General features: G+C 66.4%; 11 protein-coding genes. 3 read left to right on the top strand and 8 right to left on the bottom strand.

Annotated features, from left to right (window positions below; all coding sequences use genetic code 11):
• Nucleotides 1-28: 28 nt before the first annotated feature.
• The 6 genes from IHD13_RS01940 to IHD13_RS01965 all read right to left on the bottom strand — a co-directional run bounded on the left by IHD13_RS01940 (nt 29) and on the right by IHD13_RS01965 (nt 9681).
• Nucleotides 29-1417, bottom strand: a complete 1389-nt coding sequence (locus tag IHD13_RS01940; protein WP_195859350.1) for an HlyD family type I secretion periplasmic adaptor subunit — start codon at nt 1415-1417, stop codon at nt 29-31.
• On the bottom strand, nt 1398-3188 hold the full coding sequence (locus IHD13_RS01945; RefSeq protein ID WP_195859351.1) for a type I secretion system permease/ATPase: 1791 nt from the start codon (nt 3186-3188) through the stop codon (nt 1398-1400). Before IHD13_RS01945 ends, IHD13_RS01940 begins: the two co-directional genes overlap by 20 nt.
• Nucleotides 3189-3372: 184 nt before the next feature.
• Nucleotides 3373-4785, bottom strand: coding sequence for an MBL fold metallo-hydrolase RNA specificity domain-containing protein (locus IHD13_RS01950; protein WP_195859352.1), 1413 nt, complete (start codon nt 4783-4785; stop codon nt 3373-3375).
• Between the two features lie 210 nt (nt 4786-4995).
• Nucleotides 4996-6261 (bottom strand): serine hydroxymethyltransferase, encoded by a 1266-nt coding sequence (gene glyA / locus IHD13_RS01955; protein ID WP_195859353.1) that lies wholly within the window; start codon nt 6259-6261, stop codon nt 4996-4998.
• A gap of 142 nt (nt 6262-6403) precedes the next feature.
• Nucleotides 6404-8959, bottom strand: a complete 2556-nt coding sequence (locus IHD13_RS01960) for an ABC transporter permease (protein WP_195859354.1) — start codon at nt 8957-8959, stop codon at nt 6404-6406.
• Nucleotides 8956-9681, bottom strand: coding sequence for an ABC transporter ATP-binding protein (locus IHD13_RS01965; RefSeq protein ID WP_195859355.1), 726 nt, complete (start codon nt 9679-9681; stop codon nt 8956-8958). The genes IHD13_RS01960 and IHD13_RS01965 overlap by 4 nt, the downstream gene beginning before the upstream one ends.
• A gap of 103 nt (nt 9682-9784) precedes the next feature.
• Between IHD13_RS01965 and IHD13_RS01970 the strand changes: the two genes are divergently transcribed.
• The 3 genes from IHD13_RS01970 to IHD13_RS01980 all read left to right on the top strand — a co-directional run bounded on the left by IHD13_RS01970 (nt 9785) and on the right by IHD13_RS01980 (nt 13114).
• Complete coding sequence (locus IHD13_RS01970) at nt 9785-10375, top strand: arylesterase (RefSeq protein ID WP_230086094.1); 591 nt, start codon at nt 9785-9787, stop codon at nt 10373-10375.
• Nucleotides 10376-10434: 59 nt separating this feature from the next.
• Nucleotides 10435-11139 (top strand): transglutaminase-like cysteine peptidase, encoded by a 705-nt coding sequence (locus IHD13_RS01975; protein ID WP_195859357.1) that lies wholly within the window; start codon nt 10435-10437, stop codon nt 11137-11139.
• A 67-nt stretch (nt 11140-11206) separates the two neighbouring features.
• Nucleotides 11207-13114: an EAL domain-containing protein gene (locus IHD13_RS01980; RefSeq protein ID WP_195859358.1), complete on the top strand. Its 1908-nt coding sequence runs from the start codon at nt 11207-11209 to the stop codon at nt 13112-13114.
• 65 nt (nt 13115-13179) lie between these two features.
• On the opposite strand, the gene IHD13_RS01985 is transcribed toward IHD13_RS01980, so the two are convergent.
• Complete coding sequence (locus IHD13_RS01985; protein ID WP_195859359.1) at nt 13180-13500, bottom strand: tryptophan synthase subunit beta like protein; 321 nt, start codon at nt 13498-13500, stop codon at nt 13180-13182.
• Nucleotides 13501-13574: 74 nt separating this feature from the next.
• A complete protein-coding gene (locus tag IHD13_RS18400) occupies nt 13575-15965 on the bottom strand; it encodes a retention module-containing protein (protein WP_195859360.1) in 2391 nt (796 codons plus the stop codon).
• Nucleotides 15966-16074 lie beyond the last annotated feature (109 nt).

Raw genomic sequence — 16074 nt, forward strand, 5'->3', positions numbered from 1 at the left:
CCCTTCCTTGTCATGCCCGGTGGAGGGACTACTCCTCACGAATGGCCCGGGCCAGCATATCGGTCATCGGCTTGGTGATATAACTCACGAAGGTCCGCTCCCCGGTACGAATCATCACCTCGGCCGGCATGCCAGCGAGCAACTGCATTTCGTCGCTCATCTTCTGACGCCCCTCATCGGTCACCCTCAGTCGCACGCGGTAGAAGCGCACGCCCGTGGCCTCGTCCACCTGGCTGTCGGCGCCGACGAAGATCACCTGCCCCGCGATGACATGGGTCGAGCGCTGGTTGAAGGCGGAGAAGCGGATCTCCGCCGGCTGGCCAGGATAGAGCTGGTCGATATCGCGGTCCGGCACCCTGGCCTCGATCAGGAAACTGTCGTCGACGGGCACGATATCCAGCAGCGGATCGCCAGAGCGAAGCACGTCACCCACCGAGTGCACCCGGCGCTCCACCACGATGCCCGCCACCGGGGCCATCACCCGGGTACGCTCCAGTTGCTCCGTCAGCGCGATGCTCTGCTCCTGGGCCTCGGAGGCGAGGCCCTGGGCCTCGCGCAACTGCTCGCCGATCTCGCGCCGATACTCTTGCACGCGAACCTCGCGCTGCAGGCGGTTCTCGCTGATCCCGGCGCCCAGTCGGCCGATCTCGGCACGGTGACCGGCAATCTCCCGGGAGAGTTCCAGCAGGTCCCGCTCCAGCTCACGCATCCGCTGATTGCCAACCAGCCCGCGGCTATGCAGGCTGCGCAGATCGGCCACCTCACCGCGCAGTGAGGCGGCTTGCCGCTCGCCGAACTGCACCATCTCCTCGAGCCCCGTGATCTGGCGCTGCATCTGTTCGACCTGGGAGTCCAGTGCCTCCAGGGTGCCGCGCAACGACTCCCGCCGGGCGGCGAAGAGCGCCTGTTGCACGGCCAGTACCTCCTGGACTCTCGGTAGATCGCTCCCGGTCAGTTCCCCGGGGAAGGCCAACGACGTGTCCCCCCGCTGCTCGGCCAGCAGCCGCAGCTCGGTGGCCCGCCCCACCAGGTAGCGGGCGCGCACCATCTGTAGCTGGGTGCGCACCCGGGTGTCGTCGAGGACGACCAGCGGCTGCCCCGCCTCGACGCGATCACCATCGGCAATCAGGATGTCACGAACGATCCCGCCCTCGAGATGCTGCACCGTCCGCCGGAAGCTTTCGACCGTCACATGGCCAGGCGCCACCACGGCCACCGCCAGGTTGGCGCTGAAGGCCCAGCCGCCGAAGCCCCCCAGCGCCAGCAGCAGCACCAGCAACCCGAGATAGAAGTAGCGACGGTAGGTGACCGGGACGCGCTCCTCATACTCGCCCTCGAGCACCGGGGCCTCCAGGGCCGGTAACTTGCCCTGGCGCGGACGCGTAGCCCCGCCCTCGTCACTGGCCGACTGGCGCATCACCCTGCCCTCCCATGACCTTGCCAGCACTGGCAGGATGGACCGCGACCATCCGCCCCCTCGCCGCCTGGGCGACGGCTCCCTGGGGGGCCGTCTTGCCGGCCAGGCAGGCCATCACTTCCTCACGCGGGCCGCTGAGCTGGACCTGCCCTTCACGCAACACCAGCAGGGTGTCCATGCCTTTCAGTACGCTGACCCGATGGCTGATCACGAACAGGGTCACCCCCTCGCGCTTGAGGGCCACCATGGCGGCACGCAGGGCATGTTCCCCGCGGTCGTCGAGGCTGGCATTGGGCTCATCGAGGACCACCAGCACCGGGTTGCCATAAAGGGCCCGAGCCAGGGCGATACGCTGACGCTGGCCACCGGAGAGACCGGCACCACCGGGGCCGATCAGAGTGTCGTAGCCTTCGGGTAACGCCAGCACCATCTCGTGGACCCCCGCCTTGCGGGCGGCGGCGACCACGGCCTCGGTATCCACCTCGCCGAAGCGGGCAATATTCTCGGCGATACTGCCCTCGAAGAGTTCGATATCCTGGGGCAGGTAGCCGATATGGGGGCCCAGCTCCTCGCGATTCCAGCGGGTGATATCGGCCCCATCGAGGCGAACCGTGCCGGCCAGCGGCGGCCAGATACCCAGCAGCACCCGGGCCAGGGTCGACTTGCCGGCAGCGCTGGGGCCGACGATACCGACATGCTCGCCGGCTCGTACCGCCAGTTGGATGCCACGCAGGGTCGGTACCAGCTCCCCGGGCGGCGCCGCGGTCACGCCCTCGACACGGACGTCACCCAGCGGCGCAGGCAGGGACATGCTCTCCTCCTCCTCGGGAATCGTCTTCAATAGCTCGTCGAGGCGGCCATAGGCACCACGGGCCGCCACGACGCCCTTCCAGGTGGCGATCAGGCGATCGATGGGCGCCAGGGCACGGCTCATGATGATGGCACCGGCGATCATCATCCCCGGCGTCATCTCGGCACGCAGCACCAGCCAGGCCCCCAGCCCCAGGATCAGCGACTGGGCCAGCAGGCGCAGCACCCGGGACGCGCCCCCCAAGGCCTCGCCACGGTCGTTGGCTCGGGACTGCTCGACCAGGGAGTGCCGGTGGCGACGAGACCAGCGCCCCATGATGCCGGGCAGCATGCCCATGGCATGCAATACCTCGGCATTACGCAGGTTAGCGGTGGCCAGTTCCCGGGACTTGATGTGCTCCCCCTGAGCCCCGGCCAGCAGCGGCTGGGTGAGCTTTTCGGCGACCACGGCCAGGGTCAGCAGCAACAGGCCGGAACCCGTGGCAAAGAACCCCAGCCAGGGGTGGAAGAGAAAGAGCACCGCCAGATAGATGGGCACCCAGGGCGCATCGAAGAAGGCCAGCAAACCATTGCCGGCCAGGAACTGACGCAGGGTGGTGAGGTCGTCCACCGGCTGGGCCGATGCGCTCCCCTTGCCGAGCAGGCTACGGCGGAACATGGCTCGATAGAGGCGCTCGTTGAGCAGGGCATCGAGGCGATTGCCGATACGCACCAGCATCCGCGAGCGCACCAGCTCGAGAAGCCCCATGACCGCGAAGAGGAAGACCACCACCAGGGTCAACATCAGCAGGGTCTCGCCGCTGCGGGTCGAGAGCACCCGATCGTAGACCTGCAACATGTAGATGGCGGGCACCAGCATCAACAGGTTGATGAACAGGCTGAAGAACCCCACCGACACGAAACCTCCGCGGCAGACGCCTAGCGCCTGCCGCAGATTCGACAACGGCTCTTGACTGGCCATGCGGGGTCACCGGAGCGAGCGTGGCTCGAGTACGAGTAAACTAACGCCACAAAGGGGACAATCTTCCTTACGTTAGTCCCGCTCCCGGAATTTCACCAGTCCCTCCCTGAGCCAGAAAATTTCTTAATATTCAGCTTGCTAAACAAGGGCGAACGACTATTTCAATGTTCCCAAAGCCTTGCGGCTACAGCTCGATCTTCTCCCCATAAACGGGGATCTCGGCCTCGATGTCGGCCTCGGCCAGGGCCGCCTGCAGCGCCTGCTGGGCACCGGGCTCTCCATGCACCAGATAGAACCGCGGCTGGTTGCGGAAGGCCCCGGCCCAGGCCAGCAGTTCGCTCTGGCCGGCGTGGGCGGAGAAGCCGCCGATGGTATGCACCCGCGCCTTGACCGGCACCTCCTCCCCCAACAGCTTGACCCGCTCGGCCCCATCCACCAACTGGCGCCCCAGGGTGCCGGCGGCCTGGAAGCCGACGATCACCACCCGGGTGGCGGGCTTGGCCAGGTTGTAGCGCAGGTGGTGGATGATCCGCCCGCCGTTGCACATGCCCGCCCCGGCGATGATGATGGCGCCGCCATGGATGCGGTTGATGGCCATCGACTCTTCGACGCTGCGGGTCAGACGTAGCCCCGGCAGGTACTGGCTGGGGTCGCCCTGGGCGGCCACGTTGAGTACCTTGAGGTCTTCCCGGTTCAGCGACTTGCGCTTCTTCTGGTAGAGCTCGGTGACGCGAATCGCCATGGGGCTGTCGAGGAACACCAGCTGCTGCTTGAGGCGCCCCTCGTGGTGCAGCACGCTGAGGTGATAGAGCACCTCCTGGGTGCGCCCCACGGCGAAGGCGGGAATCAGCACATTGCCACCCGCCTCCTGGGCCTCTTCCAGCACCCGGGCGAACTCCTCCAGGGTCTCGTCGAGGGGGCGGTGATCGCGATCACCATAGGTGCTCTCCATCAACACCACATCCGCCTCGAAGACCTTCTCGGGATCCTCCATCAGCACCGAATCGGGGTTGCCCAGGTCGCCGGAGAAGACCAGGCGCCGCTGACGCCCCCCGGACGGCACCGTCAGCTCGACGATCGCCGAGCCGAGAATATGGCCCGCGTCCCGGTAAACCAGGGTCACCCCTCCTGGCAGGTGCACCGGCTGGCCATAGGGGTGGGGTTCGCACTGGGCCAGGGCCTGTTCCACGTCATCCTGATCGTAGAGCGGCTCCAGCAGCGGCTTGCCGGCCTTGTGGCGCCAGCGGTTCTCCCATTCGATGTCCTTGGCCATCACGAAGGCCGCATCCACCAGCATGATCTCCAGCAGGTCGCGGGTGTCACGGGTACAGTGGATCGGCCCCCGGTAGCCCTCGCGCACCAGCTTGGGCAAGAGCCCCGCATGATCCAGGTGGCCGTGGGAGATCACCGCCGCCGAGAGCTTGGTGGCCAGGGCGCCGAAGGGCCTGGCATTCTGAACGTCCGCCTCACTTCCCCCCTGATGCAGGCCACACTCCAGCAACAGGGCGTGGTCGCCGCCCCCGTCGTCCGCCACCTCGAGCAGGTAGCGCGAACCGGTCACCTCTCCCACCGCACCGAGAAACGTCAGTGTCGCCATGGCGTTGGGTCTCCTTAAGCCGCCGCTTTGCCTTCAGCATATCGGAGATAGCGCGACTCCACCTGGCTTCAGGACAACGCCGTGGTCAGGGCCCGTAAACGCCACGCCCCGCGCCGTCGATAACGGCGCGGGGCGTGGTAACTGCGGGACGACGGTTTGCCGCCGTCGCCCCTCGCCTTGGGCGAAACCGGGCTTAGCGGTAGACCGGGCTTATTTGTACACCGGGAACTCGCCGCAGACCGCCTCGACCTTGGCCTTGACCTCGGCCTCGATGGCGCTGGTGTCTTCACCCTTGGCCATGGCGTCGAGGATATCGCAGATCCAGCCGGCCAGCGCCTGGCACTCGGCCTCGCCGAAGCCGCGGGTGGTCACCGCCGGGGTGCCGATGCGCAGGCCGGAAGTGACGAAGGGGCTCTGGGGATCGCCGGGCACGGCGTTCTTGTTGACGGTGATATGGGCACGGCCGAGGGCAGCGTCCGCGTCCTTGCCGGTCAGGCCCTGCTTGATCAGCGACAGCAGGAAGAGGTGATCCTCGGTGCCCCCGGAGACGATCTCGAAGCCGCGCTCGATAAAGACGCCGGCCATGGTCTGGGCGTTCTTGACCACCTGCTGCTGGTAGGTCTTGAAGGACGGATCCATGGCTTCCTTGAAGCAGATCGCCTTGGCGGCGATGACGTGCTCCAGGGGGCCGCCCTGGCCGCCCGGGAAGACCGCGGCCTGCAGCTTCTTCTCGATCTCCTCGTTGCCTTCGGCGGAGAGGATCAGGCCGCCGCGCGGGCCGCGCAGGGTCTTGTGGGTGGTGGTGGTGACCACATGGGCGTGGGGCAGCGGGGTCGGGTAGACGCCGGCGGCCACCAGGCCGGCCACGTGGGCCATGTCGACCAGCAGGTAGGCGCCCACCTCGTCGGCGATCTCGCGGAACTTGGCCCAGTCGATGATCTGGGAGTAGGCGGAGAAGCCGGCGATGATCATCTTCGGCTGGTGCTCGCGGGCAAGCTTGGCGACTTCGGCGTAGTCGATGCGGCCGTTCTCGTCGATGCCGTACTGCACGGCGTTGTAGTGCTTGCCGGAGAAGTTGGGCTTGGCACCGTGGGTCAGGTGGCCACCGGCGTCCAGGCTCATGCCCAGCACGGTATCACCCGGCTTGACCAGGGCCTGGAAGACGGCGCCGTTGGCCTGGGAGCCGGAGTGGGGCTGAACGTTGGCGTAGCTGGCCCCGAACAGCTCCTTGGCGTAGTCGATGGCCAGCTGCTCGACGATGTCCACGTACTCGCAACCGCCGTAGTAACGCTTGCCGGGATAGCCTTCCGCGTACTTGTTGGTGAGCTGGGAGCCTTGGGCTTCCATCACCCGGGGGCTGGCATAGTTCTCGGAAGCGATCAGCTCGATATGGGCCTCCTGGCGCGCGACTTCCTTCTGCATCGCGTCGAAGAGGGCATCATCGAAACCGGCAATCTGCATGTCACGAGTGAACATCGGCGAGGGTCCTCGGTAGGCGGTAAACTCGAAGGCGCCATGATACCCCAGCCTCGACGGCCTTTCACATGAAAGGCCGTCATGGGCGACTCGATAATTTCTCACTTTCGCTTTAGCGCAGCTAAAGGTTCGACCGCCTCGCTCAGGTCTCTCCCAACAAGCCCAGGCTGGCCATGGGGGCCTCCCGGCGCAGCCCGCGGGAGAGGAAATGGCCAATGGCGCCGATCAGCAGGGCGCCGCCGAGGGGCAGCAGCAGCCAGAGCTCCGGGTGCAGGCGTGGCGGCAAGTCGAACCAGAGCGCATAGAGCCCCGCGGTGGCCAGCTCCGCCATCAGGGCCCCCATCAGGCCGCTGGCCAGGCCGAGGATGGCGAACTCGGCGCCCTGCACCCGCGAGAGGGTGCGCGTTCCGGCGCCGAAGACCCGCAACAGGCCCCCCTCGTGGGCGCGTACGGGGCGGCTGGCGGTCAGGGCCGCGTAGAGCACGCTGACCCCGGCCAGCAGCACGAAGACCAATACCAGCTCCACCGCCCGGGTCACCTGGGTCACCAGCTCGCGTACCTGGCCGAGGATGGCGTCGATATTGAGCAGCGAGACGCCGGGGAAGTCGTGCACCAGGGTGCGCAGGGTCTCGCCCTCGCCGCTATCCAGGTGGAAGGCGGTGATATAGCTGTGACCGAAGCGATCCAGCACCCCCGGCGGGAAGATCACGAAGAAGTTGGGCCGGAAGCTGTCCCAGTCCAGGTTGCGCAGGCTGGCCACCCGACCACTCACCGCCTGGCCGCCGATGGTGAAGGTCAGGGTATCGCCGAGGCCGAGCCCCAGGCGCTCGGCGAAGCCGTCCTCCAGGGAGATCGGTACCGGCGCCCCAGGGTCGGGCTCGGCGCCGAACCACTGGCCGGCCACCAGGCGATTGCCCTCGGGCAGGGCCTCCTGCCAGGTCAGGTTGAGCTCGCGACGCAGGGCGTTGTCGCCGCGGGCCTCGGCGGGTACCGCCTCCCGGGGCGGGGCGCCATTGATGGCGGTCAGGCGCCCGCGCACCATGGGGTAGAGGGTAGTGCGCTCGTCGGCCCGGGCGTCCAGCACCTCGACGAAGGGATCCCGTTCGGCGGGCTGGATATTGATGGCGAAGTAGTTGGGCATCTCCTCGGGCAACTGATCCTGCCAGGTGGAGAGCAGATCGCCGCGTACCAGGGCGATCATCGCCATGGCGAAGAAGGTGACCGCGAAGGCCAGCATCTGGCCCAGGCTGGCCTGGCGACGCCGCGCCAATTGGCGGCCACCCAGGCGCAGCGCCTGGCCCCAGCCCCCCTGCCCCGCCGGCATCCGCCCAACCAGCAGCAGCACCAGGGCCAGCAGCCCCCGGCCCAGCCCCCAGAGCAGGGTCAGCATCACGCCGCCCCCCAGCAGCAGGCCGATGGCCAGGCCGAGGTCGCCGGAGTAGAGCCACAAGAGGCCGCCAAACACCAGGCTGGCCACCACCGCCACCAACCAGGCCGCCGGCGGCAGGGGATCGAGCTCACGGCGCAGCACCTTGAGGGCGCTGACTCGCTTGAGACGCAGCAGGGTCGGGCCGGCGAAGCCCACCAGTACCGCCAGGGCGGTGAGTACGCCGAGCAGTAGCGGCAAGGGACCCGGTGCCGGCAATGTCAGGGGCAGGAAGCTCGTCAGCAGACTCAACAGCAGCGCCTGGCCGGCCAGGCCCAGCAGGGCCCCCAGCGCCGAGGCGGCCAGGGCCAGCCACAGCAACTGCAGGGCGAAGAGGCGCGTGAGTTGGCGCTGGGTGGCGCCGAAGCAGCGCAACAGGGCCGCGGTATCCAGGTGGCGGTCCACGTAGCGGCGGGTGGCCATGGCCACCGCCACCCCGGCCAGCAGCACCGCCGCCAGGCCCGCCAGGCTCAGGTAACGCTCGGCCCGCGCCAGGGCGTTGCCGAGGCCGGGACGGTCGATGCGCACGTCGCGCACGCGCACGCCATCGCGACGCAGCCCCTCGAGCAGCGAGTCGAGACCGCTCAGGGCCTCGGGCGGTCCGGCGGCGAGCAGCTCATACTCGACTCGCGAGCCCGGCTGCACCAGGCGGGTCGCCGCCAGGTCGTCCAGGTGCATCATCAATCGCGGATTGAAGTTGCCGAAGCCCGCCGACTGGTCCGGTTCACGCTCCACCAGGCCGGTCACGGTCAACTCCGTCTCGCCGATCCGCACCCGGTCGCCCAGCTCTGCCTCGAGCAGCAAGGCCAGGCGCGGGGCCAGCCAGGCCTCGCCGGGGGCCGGCCCCCGGGCCAGGGTCTCGTTGCCGTCGCCGCGATCCACCAGCACGCGGCCGTAGTGCGGATAGACGCCATCCACCACCTTGAGGCTGGCCACCTGGAAGGCGTCATTCAGACTGACCATGGAGACCAGTGCCACCTGATCACTGAGCGTCAGTCCGGCCCGTTCCAGGGTCCGGCGCAGCTCGGGAGCGAAGGGCTCGCCCTGCTCCAGTACCAGGTCGCCCCCCAGCAGCTGGCCCGCCTGGCGAGTCAGGCCACGATCGAGGCGATCGAGGAAGAAACCGATCATGGTGGAGGCCGCCACCGCCAGCATCAAGGCCAGGAAGAGCGCGCGGACATCGGCGGCACGCAGGTCGCGCCAGAGCCCCCGGGCGGAGAAACGCAGGGCCTGGGCCGCACCTTGCCGCGGCAGGGTCGCCGCCCGGCTCATGCCTCCACCTCGTCCAGGACGAGAGGCTCCAGGCGGCCATCGACCAGGCGCAGGGCACGCTGACAGCGCCGCGCCAGGGCATGGTCATGGGTCACCAGCACCAGGGTGGTGCCGGCCTCCCGGTTGAGCTGGAAGAGCAGGTCGATGATTCGCGCCCCGGTGGCCGGATCCAGGTTGCCGGTGGGCTCGTCGGCGAACACCAGCTCGGCGCCGGTGACGAAGGCACGGGCAATGGCCACCCGCTGCTGCTCACCGCCGGAGAGCTGCTTGGGCAGGTGAGCGAGGCGCTCGCCCAGGCCCACCCGTTCCAGCCACTCCCGGGCGCGGGCCTCGCCATTGCCTTGCGGTGACAGCTCCAGGGGCAGCAGCACGTTCTCCAGCGCCGTCAGGGTCGGCAGCAACTGGAAATTCTGGAACACGAAGCCGACACGCCCGGCGCGCAGGGCCGCCCGACCATCCTCGTCGAGCTCTGCCAGCGACTGGCCGAACAGCGCCAGGTGCCCGCTGCTGGGGGTATCCAGGCCCGCCAGCAGGCCCAGCAGGGTCGACTTGCCGGCGCCGCTCTGGCCGAGAATCGCCACGCTCTCGCCGGGGAACACCTCGAGGGCCAGATCACTCAGAATGGTCAAGTGACGCTCGCCACTGTCGACCCCCTTGCCAAGGCCGTCGGCGTGTAGAATCGGTGAAGCGGTCATCGCAGGGTCAGACGAGGAGTACGACATGATCGAGGAATTCCCTATCGGTTGGCGGCGCAAGAAGCCAGTCTGCCATGCCGCAGCCCCCCGGCGGTACCTGGTCGCCTGGACGCTTGGCCTGTGGCTACTGATGGCCGGCGCGGTCGGTGCCGAGGCGCAACCGCGCCTGCTGGTGCTGGGAGATAGCCTGAGTGCGGCCTACGGCATCGAGGCGAACCAGGGCTGGGTCGCGCTGCTGGAGCGGCGCCTGGAGGGCCGCGCCGAAGTGATCAACGCCAGCATCAGTGGCGAAACCAGCGGCGGCGGCGCGGCGCGGCTTCCCGAGTTGCTGGGACAGCACGCCCCCGATATCGTTCTGCTCGAGCTGGGCGGCAACGATGGCCTGCGTGGCTTGCCGCCCCGTCAGCTCGAGGCCAACCTGACCCGCATGATCGAGGCGAGCCAGGCCGCCGCGGCCGAGGTGCTGCTGCTGGGGATCGATATTCCCCCCAACTATGGCCAGGCCTACCGGGACGCCTTTACCGGCGTTTTCCACCGTCTCGCCGACGACCATGACCTACCCCTGGTGCCCTTCCTGTTGGAGGGGGTGGCCCTGAATGGGGCCCTGATGCAGGCCGATGGCATCCATCCCAACGCCGAGGCTCAGCCGCTTATCCTGGATAACGTCTGGCCGGCCCTGGAGCCGCTGCTGGAGGCCGACCTGGCCCGGGCCACGGATTAAAGCTTACCCGTCTGCTGCCGATATCACGGGGTTAGACGACCCGTGACTGGACTTTACCCATGGCCCCGCCGCCGCACTCTTCATTACGCTGCTCGCGTCGCGGCCTGCTCGGCGGCGGCCTGGCCCTGCTGGCCACGCTCGTGGTCGGCGGCTGGTCGAGTTCGGCCCAGGGCAATTTCAACCCCAGCCAGCTGCGCCTGGTCATGCGCAGCCGCTACGGCGGCCAGGGCAGCGCGATCCTGGAGGAGTGGTTCGCCCTGCTCGAACGCCTGGCGGACCAACCCTTGCCGACGCAGCTTCGCGACACCAACGACTTCTTCAATCGCCGCATTCGCTGGGTGGACGATATCGACAACTGGGGCCAGGAAGACTTCTGGGCCACGCCACTCGAGACCATGGGCCAGGGGCAAGGCGACTGCGAGGATTACTCCATCGCCAAGTACATCACCCTCAAGCGCCTTGGGGTCCCCACCTCACAGTTGCGGATGATCTATGTTCGAGCACGCCTCGGCCGTAGCCAGATTACCCAGGCCCATATGGTGCTCGGCTACTACGAGACGCCGGCCAGCGAGCCCTTGATCCTCGACAACCTGGTCCCCTCGATCACCCCCGCCTCCCAGCGGGTCGACCTGGACCCCGTCTTTAGCTTCAATAGCGAGGGCTTATGGGCCGGCGGCTCGACACAATCGCGCGCCAATCCGGTACAGCGCCTGTCGCGCTGGAGCAGCGTGCTGACCCGAATGCAGGAGCAGGGGTTCCTATGACGTCATCCCCGACCATCACACCAACCGTCGCCGTCTCAGCGCGACACCTCGCCAGGGAGTAGGCCCCATGTCATTGATAAAACAACTGTGGCTGACCGTACTGACCATCCTGCTGCTGACCCTGGGCGGCAGCCTGGCGGTGGGGCTGACGGTGCTGCGGGATTACACCGAGCAGGAAATTCGCGTCAAGAACAGCGATAACGTCAATGCCCTGGCGCTCTCCATGAGCCAGCTGGACAAGGATCCGGTGATTATCGAGCTGTTGATGGCCGCCCAGTTCGATACCGGCCATTATCAACTGATCGAACTGCACGCCCCGGACGGCGAGCTGATCGCTCGACGCGAGTCCGATGGCCGCATCGATAGCGTGCCCGGCTGGTTCGTCGACCTGGTGCGCTTCGATGTGCCGCCGAGCCAGGCGGTGATCCAGAACGGCTGGCAGCAGTACGGCACCCTGAGCCTGCAGAGCCACCATAGCTTCGCCTATCACTCCCTGTGGCGCGGCGCCCTGCGGCTGATCGCCTGGTTCGGCCTGGCCGCCCTGGTCGGCCTGCTGCTCGCCGGCTGGATCGTGAAGACCATTCGCGGTCCGCTCGAGGCGGTGATCGCCCAGGCCCGGGACATCGGCGCACGGCGCTTTACCACCAGCCCGGAGCCGCGCACCCGCGAGCTGCGCCAGGTGGTGCGGGCGATGAACCAGCTTTCCGCCTCGGTGGGCCAGATGCTGAGCGTGGAGAGCGAAAAGCTCGACAAGCTGCGCCGCCGGCTCCAGCAGGACGACGCGACCGACGCCCTGGTTCGCGAGGCCTTTATGACCCAGCTTGCGACTCATCTGGAGAGCGATGATGAGCGCGCCAACGGCAGCCTGGCCCTGGTGCGGCTGAGCCAGCTTGCCGACGTCAACCAGCGGCTGGGGCGAGCGCAGACCAACGAGCTGCTCAAGCGCCTGAGCCAGGGCCTGCACAAGATCGCTCTGGCCCAGGGGGGCGGTGTCGTGGGTCGCCTCAATGGTGGTGACTTTGCCCTGCTGATTCCCGGCGGCGAAGATGGCGACGCACTGGCCAAGGCGCTCGGCGCCGAGCTGGAGGCCCTGCGACTCGGCGAAGCCTCGATCAGCCTGAGGCTGCCTTCGGCCCTGTGCCACTATGCGCCGGGGGACACCATCAGCACGCTGATGGCCGGCCTGGATGGCGCCCTGGCCGCCGCCGAGACCCAGGGTGACCTGGGGCAGCAATGGGTCGAGACCCGGCGCAGCGATCTGCTCTATACCAACCACGCCGACTGGCGCCACGCCCTGGAACAGGCCATTGCCCAGGGCCCGCGCCTGGCCAGCTTCCCGGTGATCGATGCCGAGGGGGCACTGCTGCACCAGGAGTGCCCCTCCCGCCTGCATCTCGAGGGCGAGTGGCGAGCGGCGGGCACCTTTATGCCCTGGATCTCGCGCCTGGAACTCTCCACTACGCTGGATCTGGCCGTGGCCAAGGCCGCCGTCGAGGCCATCGGCCGCGATCATTGCCCCCTGGGCATCAACCTGTCGCCGGCCTCGATTCGCGATGCCCGCTTCCTGAGCCAATTGATTACCTTGCTCAAGGCCCACCCGAAACAGGCCAGGCAGCTCTGGCTGGAGTTGCCGGAGTCCGCAGCCCTGCGCGACCTGGAGCGCTTCCGCCTGCTGTGTCGTGAGCTTCGGCCCCTGGGTTGCCACCTCGGCCTGGAACACGTGGGCCGTGAATTCAACCGCCTCGGCGAGCTTCAGGACAGCGGGCTCTCCTACCTCAAATTCGACCGCAGCCTGGTGCAAGGTATCGAGGCCAGCCCGGAGCAGCAGACCATCCTGCGCGGCATGGCCACCCTCTGCCATTCATTGGGCATCCTGGCCATCGCCGAAGGCGTCGCCAGCGACGCCGAGTGGCAAACGGTGCTCGAGCTCGGCCTGGATGGCGTCACCGGCCCCGGCGTGCGCCTGGCCGAATGACCCAAAAGCACATCGGGTGCGCAAGCGTCAGCCAGCGCACCCGATAAGCCACCTGGAGGATAACGTCAGATCACGTCATCCTCGCTGCCCATCAACCCCACATCATTGATGCGCCGACGCAGGCTCTGGCGCGTCACCAGCTTGTCCCTGGCCGCATCCGGCAGATCGGTGAAGCGGATCACCCCTTTGTCCATCAGCAGATGAATCACGTCTTCGAGCACCCGGACGAAGTCCAGGTCCGAGCGGGTCAACTCGTCCTCTCCCCCCGTCACGCCGAGAAACTCCCTGAGTGCCATGTCACGACTCTCCACGGCCTCCTGGCACTCATCATCGCGTCGCTTGCTGACCTTGATAATGGCGCCATCGTCATCACGCTTGACATACATGGCAAGGACTCCAATAAAAAAACCGCCCGGCATGGCCGGGCGGAAACCTTAGGTAATAGGCGGCATCGATTCTATCACTGATCGATATTCAATTGACCACTGGCGAGCATCTTGGCGACCAGATCCTCACCATCACTGGCACTGAAATCGCTGAAGGCCTTGCCTTCCAGACGAATTACCTGATCGGCATTTTCCTTGTCGCCCCCCAGGCCGCCTTGAGAGTTGAGGTAGAGCACCGTGTCTGCTCCCTCCTCTTCGGCGACGATATAAGCGCTGAGATCGACGGCATCCTCTTCCCCTTGGAGCAGGTCAGCGATATCCAGCACGTTCTCGCCATTGCCGAAATCCTTGACCACATCGATGGCGGGAGCATTCACGACCCCTTGGTCACCCTCCTGCCAGAGGAAGATATCATCGCCATCGCCACCGATCAGGATATCGTTGCCGGCACCACCGATCAGGATATCGTCGCCGTCGCCACCTGACAGAGTGTCATCACTATTCGTTCCCTGTACCCACTGATCACCGGACTCGGTCACATAGCCAATAGGCTTGACGGAGAATTCCGAACCACCGCTGGAATTACCATCGAAGGCGATATAACTAAAGGCCTCGTGACTGGTGATCTCCACGCGACCATTCGTGGAAATGACCACTTCCGGATTGCCAATTCGCTGGCCATCGCTATCGAAGAGTGAGTAGGTCGCCCCATTCAACTCTCCCTTGATTGCAAAGGTCATGCTACCCATTGGCTGCTCGAATTTGAACAGCAATGCCTCATGGCCATCGATCATATTAGGATTATCATTATTCCCATTTGACTTGTGATCGACCCCGTAATAGCCATCTTCATCCTGTGTCCAGCCCTTGGTAGAGCCACTTCCCTCCATAGCGTTCTCTTGCAGGCGGCCACCTTTGCCATTATTGGCATAGGTACCAGCATTGCCATTGCCACCACCATTGCCGCTAGTGTGAGCCGCGACACCGGCAATGATAGTGTCGACTGTCGGCGACTCGAAATCATTGGCCGTGGTCACTAGCAAAGTATCGCTATCGCCAGTTCCCAAATTTCCCGCAGCATCGGCATAGGTTTCTGAGGCAATACTGGCGACAGCATCTGCTCCGGGGTTTCCGGTAGCAACGACTATTCCGGTCCACACGGTGGCATCGTCAGCATCTTGCTCCAGATCACCCACCAGCTCCAGACCATCCAGGGCAAGCAAATTAGCCACATCTTCGGCGGTCAGTGGCTCTCCGCTTGCCACATCATGAGCCACCTCACTGAAGTCGATGGTGATCGAGGTCGTTTCTCCGACGACCAGCGGCGCCCCTTCGTCGCCCAGCTCCACCTTGACCGCCGGGGCAACGGCGTCGATGGTACCGGTGTCGGTGGCACTGTCGCTATTACCCGCCGCATCGGTCACCGTGGCGGTGACGCTGACTTCGATGTCGCCGCCATTCAGGTCGGTGACGGTGACCACCAGGCCGTCGTCCAGCATGGCCAGGGTGACGTCGCCGTTGAACAGCTCGTTACCTTTGCCATCCACCACGACCAGGGTGTCGCCCACCTGGGTGCCTTCACCCAGGGTGACGGTGGCGCTCACGCCGTTTTCGATCGCCTCTTGATTGTAGACACCACTCTCCCCGCCCCCCTGAAGAGCAACGGATACGTTCGGTGACTCGGGCTGCGGATCGGGCTCGGGTTCCGGCTCCGGCTCGGGCTCCGGTTCGGGCTCGGGTTCCGGTTCGGGCTCAGGCTCGGGCTCGGGCTCGGGTTCCGGTTCGGGTTCCGGTTCGGGTTCCGGTTCCGGTTCCGGTTCCGGTTCGGGCTCGGGTTCCGGCTCAGGCTCAGGCTCAGGCTCAGGCTCAGGCTCGGGTTCCGGCTCGGGCTCGGGCTCGGGCTCCGGTTCAGGCTCGGGCTCGGGCTCGGGCTCGGGCTCGGGCTCAGGCTCCGCATCGGACTCGGGGGCCTGCTCGTCCAGAATGGCGCCATCCGCGGCATTGAATTCAACGGGATCGTCAACCTCCTGGACACCACCAAAGGCCAGCTCGCCTCCCGGGGTCTCTTCGGCAATTCGCGCCAGGCGCACGAAGCCGTGCCCACCGTCGGCCCCACCACCGGCGCCAGCCCCCGCGGCGGTGGCATCCAACAGCTCGAGTAGGTCACCTTCACCTTCGTCCAGGGCGGCGAGCAGGGCCTCCAGCTCGGCATCCTGGACGCTGCTGGCTTCTGCATCCGGAGGCGTCGAGGCATCTACCTCGGGAGTCATGGCAACTTCCTGGCCACCATCGATGTCCAGCGGTGCCAGGCCGTCCTGGAAGTCGAGCCGCACGCTGCCATTGTCGGAGGTGACCAGCACCTCGCCGTCACGCAGGGTGTCGCCGACGCTGAGTTCCCGCAGGTTGCCGCCGGCGTCCCGCGCCCAGGCCTGACCGGTGATCGATAGGATGGTAGGCATTGCCATAATGAGTTTCCCTTTGCGTAAGCCTTGATCGCTCCAGACGGGCCGGAATGATCCCTTTATTAGTCATAAAGGATGCTATGCGAGGCGCAGAGGGAAACCTATCGTACCG

The sequence above is a fragment of the Halomonas sp. 328 genome, assembly GCF_015645095.1.
Classification (GTDB): domain Bacteria; phylum Pseudomonadota; class Gammaproteobacteria; order Pseudomonadales; family Halomonadaceae; genus Bisbaumannia.